This window comes from Streptomyces sp. MS19 (assembly GCF_047200595.1).
In the GTDB taxonomy this organism is placed as follows: Bacteria; Actinomycetota; Actinomycetes; order Streptomycetales; family Streptomycetaceae; genus Streptomyces.
Genome location: NZ_JBJZOH010000001.1, coordinates 159566 through 173690 on the forward strand (window position 1 = coordinate 159566; position 14125 = coordinate 173690).

Consider the following 14125-nt stretch of genomic DNA (forward strand, 5'->3'; position numbering starts at 1 on the left):
CGGTGGTTCCGTACGCGGTGGTTCACCTGTCGTGCCGTGGCTGGGGGTCGCCCCCGGCCAGGAATTCCTGGAGCTTCGCCTTGATGCCCCGGCTGATGACGTGGCCGCGTTCCGGGTCGCCCTTGAGCAGCGCCTTCGCCGTGGACTCCATCTGGTCCCACGTCGCCGACGGCGGGATGGGCGGCACCGACCCGTCGGTGAGGAACTCCACGACGGCCGGGCCGTCCGCCGCCAGCGCCTCGCGCCACGCCCCCTCGACGTCCTCCGGCTTCTCGACGCGCACGGCGTGCAGGCCGAGCGTGCGGGCGAACGCGGCCGTGGACACGTCGGGCAGCACCTGCGACGGCTGGAACTGCGGCGCGCCGGACATCGAGCGCATCTCCCACGTGACCTGGTTGAGGTCCCGGTTGTTCCACACGCCGACGACGAGCCGCGGGTCGGACCAGCGGTCGCGGTACCTGGCGGCGGTGATCAGCTCGTTCATGCCGTTCATCTGCATCGCGCCGTCGCCGACGAGGGCCACCACGGGCCGGTCGGGGTGCGCGAACTTGGCGCCGACCGCGTACGGGACGGCGCAGCCCATCGTGGCGAGCGTGCCGGAGACCGAGCCGCGCATCGTGCCGCGCATGGTGATGTGGCGGGCGTACCAGTTGGTGACCGAGGCCGAGTCGACGGTGAGAAGGGTGTCGTCGGGCAGCAGCGGGTCGAGGGTGTGGGCGACGAGCTGCGGGTTGATGGGGTCGGCCTCGACCAACTCGGCCTGCCGGGCGAGGACTTCCCACCAGCGCAGGACGGACTTCTCGATCTGCTCGTGTCGCTCGGCCGCGTTCTCCTTCGCTTCGAGCAGCGGCAGCAGCGCCCGCAGCGTGGCCGCCGCGTCGCCGACGAGGTTGACGTCGAACGGGTAGCGCATCCCGATCATGTTCGGGTCCACGTCGATCTGGACGCCGCGCGCCTGCCCGTACTCCGGCAGGAACTGGCTGTACGGGAAGCTCGATCCGACTGCGACCAGCGTGTCGCAGTCGTCCATCAGGTCCTGCGACGGGCGGGTGCCGAGCAGCCCGATGCCGCCCGTCACATACGGCAGCGTGTCGGGCAGGACGTCCTTGCCGAGCAGCGCCTTGGCGACGCCCGCGCCGGTCAGGCGGGCGAACTCCTCGATCTCCGCGCGCGCCCCGGCGGCGCCCTGGCCGACGAGGAGGGCGACCTTGTTGCCCGCGTTGATCACCTCGGCCGCGCGGCGCAGCGCGTCGGCGTCGGGGACGGTGGACCAGCCCTGGAGGCCGAGGCTGGAGGGGACCATCTTGAACGCGTGGCCGGGCGGCGTGTAGTCGAGCGCCTGGACGTCGGCCGGGACGATGACCACGGCGGGCGCGCGGCGGGACAGGGCGGTGCGCATCGCGCGGTCGAGGACGTTCGGCAGCTGCTCGGGGACGTTGACCGTCTCCAGGTAGCAGGCGACGTCCTTGAACAGCGAGTGCAGGTCCACCTCCTGCTGGTACGAGCCGCCCATCGCGCTGCGGTCGGTCTGGCCGACGAGGGCGACGACTGGCACGTGGTCGAGCTTCGCGTCGTACAGCCCGTTGAGGAGGTGGATGCCGCCGGGCCCCGAGGTCGCCGTGCAGACGCCCACGCGGCCGGAGAACTTGGCGTACCCGACGGCCTGGAACGCCGCCATCTCCTCGTGCCGCGCCTGGACGAACGCGGGCTGGTCGTCCGCGCGGCCCCAGGCGGCGAGGAGGCCGTTGATCCCGTCGCCGGGGTATCCGAAGACCACGTCCACGCCCCATTCGCGCAGGCGGGAGAGGATGTGGTCGGCGACTTTCTGGCTCATGACCGGGGTCACCTTCTTCTGCGAGTTCTTGTGGGGGTTCGGTGGCGCCGGCGGGCGGTCAGGCGCGGCGGCCGACGCCGGTGGCCAGTTCGTTGAGGCGCCCGCCCGGCAGCCGGGGCACGAGGGGCGGCGTCAGCGCGCCCGTGCCCGAGCGCAGTGCCTCGACCAGTTCGCGCAGCGTGTCCTCGGCGCTCACTCGGGGCTGCCAGCCGAGGACTTCGGCGGCGCGCGTGCGGTCCATCAGCGGCAGCCGGACGAACGCGTCGAACAGCTGCGGCGACGCGGGCGTCAGCCGGGCGCGCCAGGCCGCCGCGAGCGCCGCGCGCACCAGCGGGCGCGGCAGCCGTACGGGCCGCGCGTCGAACAGCCGCCCGAGCAGCGCCGCGTCCACGACCGGCTCGGCCGCGAGGTTGAACGCCCCGCGCACCGGCTCGGTGATCCCCAGCCGGAACGCCTCGGCCACGTCGCTCGTGTGCACAACTTGAAAGCGCAGGCCGCGGATGTCCGGCAGCACGGGGCTCAGCTCCGGGCGCACCATCGGCCCGAGGAGCAGCGGCCCGACGAACAGGCGGCGCTGCGCCGCCGCGGCGTGCCGGGAGAGGACGAACCCGGGCCGCATCCGGACGACCCGGACGGTCGGCTGCCGGTACTCGAAGGCGTCGAGCAGCCGCTCGACGTACGCCTTCTCCCTGCTGTACGCGGCCTGCGGCCAGCCGTGCGTGGGCCAGCTCTCGTCCACGGCGCGGTCCTTGGGGCCCGGCGCGTACGCCGCGACGGACGAGGACTGGATCAGGGCCGGGACGCGGGCGGCGGCGACGGCGTCGAGCAGCCGCGTGGTGCCGAGGACGTTGGCCTGCCAGGTGGTCACCGGGTCGCGGGCCGGCTGGATGAGCCAGGCGAGGTGGACGACGGCGTCGGCGCCCTCGAAGTGGGCGCGCAGTTCGTCGCCGACCGTGTCGGCGTCGCGCAGGTCCACGGGCGCCCAGGTGGTCTTGGCGACCTGCCAGTCGGGGACGCGGCGGGCGAGGCCGAGGACGGAGGTGACGGCAGGTTCCCCGGCGAGGGCGCGGACCAGCGCGCTGCCGATGTTGCCGGTCGCTCCCACGATCACCACACGCATGGGACTTCCCTTCGCCGGGTGTGTCGTCGGGCCGCTGGGGCCGTGAACGCTCCAGGTACCCGGGGCCGTCGGCACGACACCCCGTTTGCCCGTTTTTCCGGTGGGTACTTGGGACGGGTCGCCAACGGGCGAATCACCACTGATCCATACAAACGCTACGGATTGCCACAGGACGTCACAGGAGCGGACGGAACGAGCGAAGGACGTACGGGAGTACGCGGGGACCACGCGGAGAGAGGGCACGCCCATGCATCACCAGCACGCTGTCGTCACCGGCGGAGCAGGCTTCGTCGGGTCCCACCTGTGCACCGCGCTCCTCGCCCAGGGCACGGCCGTGACCTGCGTGGACGACCTGAGCACGGCCGATCCGCGCACCGTCGGCCACCTGCGCGGCCACCCGGGCTTCACGATGGTGGAGGCCGACGTGCGGGAGCCGTTCGACGTCGCGCCGCAGGCCGACCTGGTGCTGCACTTCGCCTCGCCCGCCTCCCCCGCCGACTACCTGCGGCTGCCGCTGCACACGCTGGAGACCGGCAGCCTCGGGACGCGCAACGCGCTGCTGCTCGCGCGGCGGCACGGCGCCCGTTTCGTCCTGGCCTCGACGTCCGAGGTGTACGGCGACCCGCGGGAGCACCCGCAGCGCGAGAGCTACTGGGGGCATGTGAACCCGGTCGGGCCGCGCAGCGTGTACGACGAGGCGAAGCGTTTCGGCGAGGCGCTGACCATGGCCGAGGCGCAGGTGCACGGCACGGACGCGGGCATCGTGCGGCTGTTCAACACGTACGGCGCGCGGATGCGCGGGTACGACGGCCGGGCCGTCCCCACGTTCATCCGGCAGGCGCTCGCGGGCGAGCCGCTGACGGTGGCCGGGGACGGGACGCAGACCCGTTCGCTGACCTACGTGGACGACACGGTGCGCGGCGTGCTGGCCATGGCCGCGTCCGACCTGCGCGGGCCGGTCAACATCGGCAACCCGCACGAGATCTCCATGCTCGACCTGGCCACCACCGTGATCCGCCTCGCCGGGTCGCGCTCCGCGGTCCGGCACATCGAGCGGCCGACGGACGACCCGACCGTCCGCTGCCCCGACATCTCCCTCGCCCGCGACCGGCTCGGCTGGGAACCGCGCGTGCGGGCCGCCGAGGGCCTGGCGCGCACCATCGCCTGGTACCGCGAGCAGGGCCGCGCGCGGGGCCGGGAGCACGAGGCCGACCGCGCGGCGCGCAAGGCCGCCTGAGATCCCCCGACCACCCCCGCGCGCCCTATGGAGGCCCCATGCGCGTACTCGGTATCAACGCACTCTTCCACGATCCGGCCGCCGCCCTGGTGATCGACGGACGGACCGTGGCGGCGGCCGAGGAGGAACGGTTCTCCCGCCGCAAGCACGGCAAGCGCCCGGTGCCGTTCGCCGCCTGGGAGCTGCCCGAGAAGGCGGCGGCCTGGTGCCTCGGCCAGGCCGGGCTGCGACCCGAGGACCTGGACGCCGTCACCTACTCGTTCGACCCGGGACTGGCGCGCCCCGCCGAGGAGATGGGCCTGTTCGACCCGTGGGACGGGCTGCGCCTGACGTACGCGCGCGAGGCGCCGTCGTTCCTCGCCGACGCGCTCCCCGGGCTCTCCCCCGACCTGGTGCGCTTCGTCCCGCACCACATGGCGCACGCCGGGTCCGCCGTCTTCGCCGCGCCGGACGCGAAGAACGCGTCGGTGCTCGTCCTCGACGGGCGCGGCGAGTCCGCGTCGCACCTGGCCGCCCGGCGCGTCGGCGACCGCCTGGAGCCCCTGCACAGCCAGGCACTCCCCCACTCCCTCGGCCTGGTCTACGAGGAGCTGACGGAACACCTCGGCTTCCTCCGGTCGAGCGACGAGTACAAGGTCATGGCGATGGCCTCCTACGGCTCGCCGCGCATGCTGCCCGAGCTGCGCAAGTACGTGCACTCCACCGGCGACGGCGGCTTCCGCGCCGTGGGCGTGCCGTGGTCGGAGCTGTGCCCGCCGCTGCGGCCCGGCCAGGCGTGGACGCGGGAGCACGCGGACCTGGCGGCGAGCGCGCAGGCCGTGCTGGAGGAGACGCTGCTCGACATGGTCCGCTGGCTGCACGGCCGCACCGGCGACTCCGTCCTGACGATGGCGGGCGGCGTGGCGCTGAACTGCGTGGCGAACGCGCGGATCGTCCGCGAGGGCCCGTTCTCGCGCGTCTGGGTCCAGCCCGCGTCGGGCGACGCCGGGACGGCCCTGGGCGGCGCGCTGCTGCACGCCGCCGCGTACGACCCGGCGCCCGTCGAGCCGATGGCCGGGGCGGACCTGGGGCGCGGCTGGTCGGACGCGGAGATCGAGGCGTGGCTGAAGACGGCGGCGGTCCCGTTCGAACGGCCGCCGGACGTGGCGGCGGCGGTGGCGGAGGCGCTGGCGGCGAACGCGGTGGTGGCCTGGTTCCAGGGACGCGCCGAGTTCGGGCCGCGGGCGCTGGGCCACCGGTCGCTGATGGCGCACCCGGGCCGTTCGGGGAACCTGGAGCGGCTCAACGACATCAAGGGGCGCGAGCAGTTCCGCCCGGTGGCGCCGATGGTGCGGGCGGAGCGGGCGGCCGAGCTGTTCGAGGGCGGGCCGCTGCCGTCGCCTTACATGCTGTTCGTCCACGGCGTGCGGCCGGAGTGGCGGGAGCGCATCCCGGCCGTCGTGCACGTGGACGGGACGGCGCGCATCCAGACCGTGGACCCGGAGCAGGAGCCGCTCGTGGCGCGGATGCTGACCCGCTTCGAGGAGCTGACGGGCCTGCCGGTCGTCGTCAACACGAGCCTGAACACGGCGGGCCGGCCCATGGTGGACGACCCGCGCGACGCGCTGGAGTGCTTCGGCTCGTCGCCGGTGGACCTGCTGGCGATCGGCCCCTTCACGGTGCGGCGCGCGGCGCTGTTCGCGGGCGGCGGCGACGGCAGCGGGACGAGGGGTTGAGAACGTGAGCACACCGCGGTCCGCCGAGTTCGCCATCGTCATCCCGACCCTGGGCCGGCCGAGTCTGAACCTGGTGCTGGCCGCCCTCGCCGCCGAGCGCGGGCCGCGTCCCGCGCGGATCGTCCTGGTGGACGACCGGCCGCCGCACGACCCGACGCCGCTGCCGGTGACCGTGCCGGACGAGGTGCGGTCGCTGGTCGAGACCGTCCCGGGGCGCGGGGCCGGACCCGCCGCCGCGCGCAACGCCGGGTGGCGCGTCACGCGCGAGCCGTGGGTGGTGTTCCTGGACGACGACGTCGTACCAGGACCCGGCTGGGCGGCGGCGCTCACCCGCGATCTGACACGCGCCGACCCCGACACGGCCGGGGTGCAGGCGCGCATCACCGTACCGCTGCCGACCGACCGGCGGCCCACCGACTGGGAGCGCACCACGGCCGGGCTCGCGACGGCGCAGTGGATCACCGCGGACATGGCCTACCGCCGCGCCGCCCTGGCGGACGTGGGCGGCTTCGACGAACGCTTCCCCCGCGCGTTCCGCGAGGACGCGGACCTGGCGCTGCGCGTGCTGGACGCGGGCTGGGCGCTCGCCATCGGCGAACGGCGCACGACCCACCCCGTACGCCCCGCCGGGACGTGGGTGTCCGTCAGGACGCAGGCGGGCAACGCCGACGACGTCCTGATGAACCGCCTCCACGGCCCCGTCTGGTGGGCACGGGCGGGCGCGCCGCGCGGGCGGCTGCCGCGCCATCTCCTCGTGACGGCCGCCGGGCTGCTCGCGCTGCTGTCGGCGGCCGGGCGGCAGCCCCGCCTGGCGGCGGGGTGGGGGGCGGTGTGGCTGGCGGGGACGGCCGAGTTCGCGGCGGCGCGCGTCCTCCCGGGACCGAGGACGCGGGAGGAGATCACGCGCATGCTGCTGACCAGCGCCGTCATCCCGCCGGTGGCCTCCGCGTACTGGCTCGGAGCGGTGATCCGCCACCGAGTGCGGCCCAGGCCGTTTGAGCCGACAAAATCGGGCAACTCACTCGTTCATGACTAATCGCCCGAGGGGCCCCTGGCTCCTCCCGCCAGAACCCGGCCGCGCCGCCGGGGTGTCCGGCGTGGGCCAGGCCCCGGAGGGACCCGGCCCCGGCGCGGTCCTCTTCGACCGCGACGGGACGCTGATCGTGGACGTCCCCTACAACGCGGACCCCGCCCTCGTGCGGCCCATGCCGGGCGCCCGGGAGGCGCTGGACGCGCTGCGGGCCCGGGGCGTGGCGGTGGGTGTGGTGACGAACCAGTCGGGCGTGGCGCGCGGTCTGTTCGGGCGCGACGGCGTGGCGGCCGTCAGGCGGCGGACCGAGGAACTGCTCGGCCCCTTCGCCGTCTGGGCCGTGTGCCCGCACGGCCCGGAGGACGGCTGCGGCTGCCGCAAACCGGCGCCGGGACTCGTCCTCGCGGCCTGTGACCGGCTCGGGGTGCCCCCGGGGCGGACGGCGGTCGTCGGCGACATCGGCGCGGATCTCGGCGCCGCGGCGGCGGCGGGGGCGCGCGGCGTCCTCGTCCCGACGCGCGCCACGCGCCGCGCGGAGATCGCGGCGGCCGGGGAGAAGGCCCACGATCTGCCGGGCGCGGTGGCGCTGCTGCTGCGGCCGGTCGGGGGAACGTCCGGCGCCGGCCGGGGCGGGGACGGCCGGTGCACGGACGGGGGCGCCCGGCGGCGCAGGGAGGGGTGTGCGCTGTGACCGCTGAGTCCGCTCCGACCCATGCGACCGCCGCGACCGCTACGGCCGCGGCCGGCCCCCGCACGCTCGTCGTCCGCCTCGACAGCGCGGGCGACGTCCTCCTGGCGGGCCCGGCCGTGCGCGCCGTCGCCGCCGGGTCGTCCACGACCGCGCTGCTGTGCGGCCCGCGCGGCGCGGACGCCGGACGGCTGCTGCCCGGCGTGGACCGGCTGCTGGTGTACGACGCCCCCTGGGTGAGCCTGACGCCGCCCGAGCCGCGCCGCGACGACGTGCTCGCGCTCGTGGAGCAGATCGCGGACGGGCGGTTCGACCGGGCGCTCGTCCTGGCCTCGTACCACCAGAGCCCGCTGCCCGCCGCGCTGGTGCTGAAGATGGCGGGCGTCCCGTGGATCGGCGCCGACAGCGAGCACTACCCCGGCTCGCTCCTCCAGCTGCGCCACCGCCGTTCGCCCTACCGGCACGAGGCCGCCGCCGCCCTCGAACTGGCCGAGGCGGCGGGCTTCGCGCTCCCCGAGGGCGACAACGGCACGCTGCGCGTCGCGGGCCACCCCGACATGTCGGCGCTCACCGGCACCGGGCCGTACCTGGTCGTCCACCCGGGCGCCGCCGTACCCGCCCGTACCTGGTCGCCGGAACGGGCCTCGCGCGCCGTCGCGGCGCTCGCGGCGGCCGGGCACCGCGTCGTCGTCACGGGCGGCGCCGGCGAGGCGTCGCTGACGCGCCGGGTGGCCGGGGACGACGCGCTCGACCTCGGCGGGCGCACCGGGCTGCGCGAGCTGGCCGGTGTGCTGGCGGGCGCGCGGGCCGTGATCGTCGGCAACACCGGGCCCGCCCACCTGGCGGCGGCCGTCGGCACGCCCGTGATCAGCCTGTTCGCGCCGGTCGTGAGCGCGGAACGGTGGCTGCCGTACCGGGTGCCGCACCTGCGGCTCGGGCGGCAGGACAGCCCGTGCGCCGACAGCAGGGCGCGGCTGTGCCCGGTGGCGGGCCATCCCTGTCTCGACTCGATCACCGACCAGGAGGTGCTGGCCGCCGTCGCCGCGCTGACGGGCGGCGGAAACCGGCACGGCGCCGCGGTCGGCCCGAAGGCGGTCGCATGAACATCCTCCTGTGGCATGTGCACGGCTCGTGGACGACGGCGTTCGTCCAGGGCCCCCACTCCTATCTGGTGCCGGTGCTGCCCGACCGCGGCCCGGACGGGCTCGGCCGCGCGCGGACGTACTCCTGGCCCGCCTCGGTGACCGAGGTGGCGCCCGAGGGGCTGCGCGACGCGCCGGTGGACCTGGTCGTCCTCCAGCGGCCGCACGAGGCGGACCTCGCCGAACGGTGGCTCGGCGGACGCAGGCCGGGACGCGACGTGCCCGCCGTCTACCTGGAGCACAACGCGCCGCACGGCGACGTGCCGGACACCCGCCACCCGTTCGCCGACCGCGACGACCTGACGCTCGTGCACGTCACCCACTTCAACCGCCTGTTCTGGGACGCCGGGCGGACGCGGACCGCCGTCATCGAGCACGGCGTCGTGGACCCCGGGCACCGCTGGACGGGTGAACTGCCGCGCGCCGCCGTCGTCGTCAACGAGCCCGTGCGGCGCGGCCGCACCACCGGCACCGACCTGCTGCCGGGACTGTCGTCCGCCGTCCCGCTCGACGTCTTCGGCATGCGCACCGAAGGCCTCGCCGAGCAGCTCGGCGTCCCCTACGCGCGCTGCCGCTCGTACGACCTGCCGCAGGCGCGCCTCCACCAGGAGGTCGCGCGGCGGCGGCTGTACCTGCACCCGGTGCGCTGGACGTCGCTCGGCCTGTCGCTGATCGAGGCGATGCACCTCGGGATGCCGATCGTCGCGCTGGCCACCACCGAGGTCGCCGACGCGGTGCCCGCGGAGGCCGGGGTGATCTCGACGCGGCCCGAGGTGCTGGAACGGGCGGCGGACGAGTTCCTGCACGACGAGGACGCGGCGGCCGAGGCGGGGCGTGCGGCGCGGCACGCGGCGCTGGAGCGCTACGGCCTGAAGAGGTTCCTCGACGACTGGGACCTGCTGATGGAGGAGGTGATCCGCTGATGAGGCCGCATCCGTCTGATCCGTCGGGAGGACTGGCCATCGCCCTCGTCTCCGAGCACGCCAGCCCGCTGGCCGCGCTCGGCGGCGAGGACGCGGGCGGCCAGAACGTGCACGTGGCGCAGCTCGCCGCCGAACTGGCCGACCGCGGCCACGCGGTGACGGTCTACACGCGCCGCGACTCCACCGCGCTGCCGCTGACCGTGCCGATGCGGCCAGGCGTGACCGTCAGGCACGTGCCGGCCGGGCCGCCGGAGACGGTGGCGAAGGACCGGCTGCTGCCGTTCATGGCGCAGTTCGGGGCGTTCCTCGAACGGGAGTGGGCGCAGGCGCCGCCCGACGTGGCGCACTCGCACTTCTGGATGTCGGGCGTCGCGACGCTCCAGGCGACCGGACCGCTGCGCATCCCCTTCGCCCACACGTTCCACGCCCTCGGCACGGTGAAGCGGCGCCACCAGGGCGCGGCGGACACCAGTCCGGCCGACCGCGTCACGTGGGAGCGGTACGTGGGCCTCAGCGCCGACCACACCGTGGCGACCTGCCGTGACGAGGTGGCCGAGCTGACCTCGATGGGGCTCTCCCCGGCCCGGATCAGCGTGGTGCCCTGCGGCGTCGATCCGGAACGGTTCACGCCCGTCGGCCCCGCCGAGCCGCGCGGCCGGTGGCGGCACCGGATGCTCCAGCTCGGGCGGCTCGTGCCGCGCAAGGGCGCCGAGCTGTCCATCGCGGCGCTGGCGCGCGTGCCCGACACCGAACTGGTCATCGCGGGCGGCCCGCCGCCCGCCGGGATCGACCACGACCCGGAGGTACGGCGGCTGCGGGCGGTGGCGCGGGCGCACGGCGTGGCGGAGCGGGTGCGCTTCACCGGCGGCGTGGCGCGCGACGAGGTGCCGACGCTGCTGCGCGGCGCCGACCTGGTGCTGTGCCCGGCGGACTACGAGCCGTTCGGCATCGTGCCGCTTGAGGCGATGGCGTGCGGTGTGCCCGTGGTGGCGAGCGACGTCGGCGGGCAGCGCGACACGGTCGCCGACCCCGGCACCGGCCGGCTCGTGCAGCCGGGCGACCCGCTGGCCCTCGCCGAGGCCGCCGCCGGGCTGCTCGCCTCGCCGCGGGAACGGGCGGCGCGCGGCGCGGCCGGGCGGCGGCGGGTGCTGACCCGATACCGCTGGGCCACGGTCGCCGCGGCCACCGAGGAGGTCTACCGCGACATCACCAGCCGCCGCCCCGCGCCCGTCAGCGGCACGGCCTGACCCCGACCCCCGCACCACCGGAGGAGACCACCATGCACGCACCGCGCAGCGCGCACCGGCACTGCCAGTCGCTCCACGACGCGCTCCGGTCGTTCCGGGACGACGGCGAGTACGGCCTGACGCAGGCCGTCCTGTGGGGGCGGCGTCTCGCGGACGTCCTGTCGGGCGGCGGGAGACTGCTGGCGGCGGGCAACGGCGGCAGCGCCGCCCAGGCGCAGCACCTGACGGCGGAGCTGGTGGGCCGTTACGCGGCGGACCGGCGCCCGTTCTCGGCGATCTCGCTGCACGCGGAAACGTCCAGCGTCACGGCGATCGGCAACGACTACGGCTTCGACGAGGTGTTCGCCCGCCAGGTCGCCGCGCACGGCAGGGAGGGCGACGTCCTCGTCCTGATGTCCACCTCGGGCAGCAGCGACAACCTGCTCAGCGCCGCCACGGCGGGCCGCAACGCCGGGCTGCGCGTGTGGGCCATGACCGGGCCGGTGCCCAATCCGCTGGCGTCGCAGGCGGACGAGGTGCTGTGCGTGGACTCCGCCAGCTCGGCGACGGTGCAGGAGGCGCACCTCGTCGCGCTGCACGTGGTGTGCGAGGCGTTCGACGAGGCGCTGGAGGAGGCCCCGGAGGCGCGGCAGGCCGCCAGGCCCGCCAGGCCCGCCAGGCCCGTCAGCCCCGAGACGGCCGACGCGCCACCCGCGCCCGCCGTACTGACGCGCCGGGAGGCGGCGTGAGCGCGCCGCGCGGGCCGCTGGTCGTCGTCGGCGACATCCTCCTGGACGAGGACGTCACCGGCGAGGCCACCCGGCTCGCGCCCGACGCGCCCGTGCCGGTGGTCGAGGTGCAGGCCGAGCGGCGCCGGCCCGGCGGCGCGGGACTCGCGGCCGCGCTCGCCGCGCGGGACGGCCGGGAGGTCGTGCTCGTCACCGCCATCGGGCAGGACAGCGCGAGCGAGGCCGTGCGCGCCATGCTGCCGCCGTCCGTACGGCTCGCCGAACTGCCGCTCGCGGGCACCCTGCCGGTCAAGTCCCGGGTCATGGCCGACGGCCGCCCGCTGGTGCGCATGGACCGGGGCGGCGGCACGGCCGGCGAGCCGGGACCCGCCGTACGCCGCGCGCTGGCCGGGGCCGGGGCCGTCCTGGTCGCGGACTACGGGCGCGGCGCGGCGGCCGCCGTGCGGCAGGAGCTGGCCGAGGCCGCCGGGCGCGTGCCCGTCGTGTGGGACCCGCATCCGCGCGGACGCCCGCCGGTCGCCCGCGCCCGCCTGGTCACGCCGAACGAGCACGAGGCCCGGCTGTTCGTCCGCGAGCACTGCCCCGGCGTCGCCGGGATCGTCACCGAGGAGGGCGACGACTCGCTGCGCGCCCACAGCCTGCGCGGCGCGCTGCTCGCCGAACGCTGGCAGGTCGGCGCGGTCGCGGTGACGCTGGGCGACCGCGGCGCGGTCCTCACCCGCGCCGACTCGGACGACCCCCTGTACCTGCCGGTGGCGGCGGGCGGCGACTGCGACCCGTGCGGCGCGGGCGACTGCTTCGCGGCGACGGCGGCGACCGTCCTGGCGGACGGCGGGCTGCCGTCGGAGGCGGTGAGCCGCGCCGTCGAGGCGGCGGCGGCCTTCGTGACGGGCGGCGGGGTCGCGAGCCCGGTGGGCTGGCGCCGCCAGGCCGCGCAGGCGGACGTGCCAGGCGCGGTGCCGCGCGACCTGCCCGCGATCCGCGCGCTGACGGAGACGGTACGGGCGCGCGGCGGCACCGTCGTCGCCGCCGGAGGCTGCTTCGACCTGCTGCACGCGGGCCACGTCCAGTTCCTGGAGAACGCGCGGCGCACCGGCGACTGCCTCATCGTGTGCGTCAACTCCGACGCGTCCGTGCGCCGCCTGAAGGGCCCCGGCAGGCCGCTCAACCCGGCGGAGGACCGGGTGCGGGTGCTGGGCGGCCTCGGCTGTGTGGACGCGGTCGCCGAGTTCGGCGAGGACACCCCGGAGGCGCTGCTGCGGGAGCTGCGGCCGGACGTGTGGGTGAAGGGCGGCGACTACCGCGTGAGCGACCTGCCGGAGGCGGCGGCGCTGCGCGAGTGGGGCGGTCAGACGCTCGTGCTGCCCTACCTGGACGGCCGCTCGACGACGGAACTGGCGCGGCGCGCCGCGTTCGTACGCCGGTGAGCGCTCCGCGCGTACTGGTGCTGCGGGCGCTGGGTCTCGGCGACCTGCTGACGGCCGTCCCCGCGCTGCGCGCGCTGCGCCGCGCGTACCCGGGCCACCGGCTGGTGCTGGCCGCATCCGAGGCGCTGCGCCCCGCCGTCATCGCCACCGGCACGGTGGACGAACTCCTGCCGACCACCGCGCCCCTGCGCGAGGTCCCCACCCACATCCCCTGGACAGGACCGCCCCCGGCCCTCGCCGTGGACCTGCACGGCTGCGGCCCGGAAAGCGCCGCCCCACTGCGCGCACTGCGCCCTGGCACGCTCTTCGCCTACGCGGACGCGTCCGGCCCCGCATGGGCGGAGGACGAACACGAACGAGCCCGCTGGTGCCGTCTCCTGACGTGGCACGGCATCCCCGCCGACGCGTCGGACTTCCGCATCCCCCCGCCCACCACCCCCTCCCCCGCGCCGGGCGCCGTCATCCTCCACCCGGGCGCGGACGCGGCGGCACGACGCTGGCCCCCCGACCGCTTCGCAACGGTCGGCGCGGCACTGCACCAGGCGGGTCACCAGGTGGTGGTGACCGGCAGCGGGACGGAGACGGCACTCACACGACAGGTGGCACAGGACGCGGGCCTGCCGGACGACGCCGTACTGGCCGACATCCCGTTCCCCACCCTCACGGCACTGGTGGCATCGGCACGCGCGGTGGTCGTCGGCGACACGGGCATCGCACACTTGGCGACAGCACTCGGCACACCATCCGTCGTCCTCTTCGGCCCTGTATCCCCCGCCCTATGGGGCCCACCCCAACTCCCACACCACCGCACACTGTGGCACCCGGACAACCCATCACTCCCCCACCCAGGCAACCCCCACGCCACAACCCCCGACCCGTTCCTTCTCCGCATCACACCACCCGAAGTACTGACGGCACTCGACACGGCCACACTGTCCAACTCGGCACCCCACCCCCACTGACGAACGGCAGCCTTCCCCGTCTGAGTCATGTACGCCCATTGCCGCCGCATGATCACCACTCGTAGCATGGAG

Annotated in this window: 12 protein-coding genes; 10 read left to right on the forward strand and 2 right to left on the reverse strand. The window is 75.7% G+C overall.

All coding sequences use genetic code 11. The features are described from left to right. Positions 1-22: 22 nt before the first annotated feature. Entirely contained in the window at positions 23-1834 is a 1812-nt protein-coding gene (locus ACL02R_RS00710) for a thiamine pyrophosphate-requiring protein (RefSeq protein ID WP_412794811.1), read from the reverse strand. 58 nt (positions 1835-1892) lie between these two features. Further along, entirely contained in the window at positions 1893-2954 is a 1062-nt protein-coding gene (locus tag ACL02R_RS00715) for an NAD-dependent epimerase/dehydratase family protein (RefSeq protein ID WP_412794812.1), read from the reverse strand. 247 nt (positions 2955-3201) lie between these two features. Between ACL02R_RS00715 and ACL02R_RS00720 the strand changes: the two genes are divergently transcribed. The 10 genes from ACL02R_RS00720 to ACL02R_RS00765 all read left to right on the forward strand — a co-directional run bounded on the left by ACL02R_RS00720 (position 3202) and on the right by ACL02R_RS00765 (position 14053). After that, entirely contained in the window at positions 3202-4191 is a 990-nt protein-coding gene (locus tag ACL02R_RS00720; protein WP_412794813.1) for an NAD-dependent epimerase/dehydratase family protein, read from the forward strand. 38 nt (positions 4192-4229) lie between these two features. Next, positions 4230-5906, forward strand: coding sequence for a carbamoyltransferase (locus tag ACL02R_RS00725; protein WP_412794814.1), 1677 nt, complete (start codon positions 4230-4232; stop codon positions 5904-5906). A gap of 4 nt (positions 5907-5910) precedes the next feature. Then, entirely contained in the window at positions 5911-6942 is a 1032-nt protein-coding gene (locus tag ACL02R_RS00730) for a glycosyltransferase family 2 protein (protein WP_412794815.1), read from the forward strand. A gap of 61 nt (positions 6943-7003) precedes the next feature. Further along, positions 7004-7627, forward strand: coding sequence for a D-glycero-alpha-D-manno-heptose-1,7-bisphosphate 7-phosphatase (locus ACL02R_RS00735; protein WP_412794816.1), 624 nt, complete (start codon positions 7004-7006; stop codon positions 7625-7627). 101 nt (positions 7628-7728) lie between these two features. Further along, a complete protein-coding gene (locus ACL02R_RS00740; protein WP_412795156.1) occupies positions 7729-8727 on the forward strand; it encodes a glycosyltransferase family 9 protein in 999 nt (332 codons plus the stop codon). After that, positions 8724-9689 carry a glycosyltransferase gene (locus ACL02R_RS00745; protein ID WP_412794817.1) on the forward strand — a complete coding sequence of 322 codons (966 nt, stop codon included), beginning with the start codon at positions 8724-8726 and terminating at the stop codon, positions 9687-9689. Before ACL02R_RS00740 ends, ACL02R_RS00745 begins: the two co-directional genes overlap by 4 nt. Continuing rightward, on the forward strand, positions 9689-10936 hold the full coding sequence (locus tag ACL02R_RS00750) for a glycosyltransferase (protein ID WP_412794818.1): 1248 nt from the start codon (positions 9689-9691) through the stop codon (positions 10934-10936). The genes ACL02R_RS00745 and ACL02R_RS00750 overlap by 1 nt, the downstream gene beginning before the upstream one ends. 32 nt (positions 10937-10968) lie before the next feature. Next, positions 10969-11664 (forward strand): SIS domain-containing protein, encoded by a 696-nt coding sequence (locus ACL02R_RS00755; protein ID WP_412794819.1) that lies wholly within the window; start codon positions 10969-10971, stop codon positions 11662-11664. Beyond that, a complete protein-coding gene (gene rfaE2, locus ACL02R_RS00760) occupies positions 11661-13091 on the forward strand; it encodes a D-glycero-beta-D-manno-heptose 1-phosphate adenylyltransferase (RefSeq protein WP_412794820.1) in 1431 nt (476 codons plus the stop codon). Before ACL02R_RS00755 ends, rfaE2 begins: the two co-directional genes overlap by 4 nt. Further along, positions 13088-14053, forward strand: coding sequence for a glycosyltransferase family 9 protein (locus ACL02R_RS00765; RefSeq protein WP_412794821.1), 966 nt, complete (start codon positions 13088-13090; stop codon positions 14051-14053). The genes rfaE2 and ACL02R_RS00765 overlap by 4 nt, the downstream gene beginning before the upstream one ends. Positions 14054-14125 lie beyond the last annotated feature (72 nt).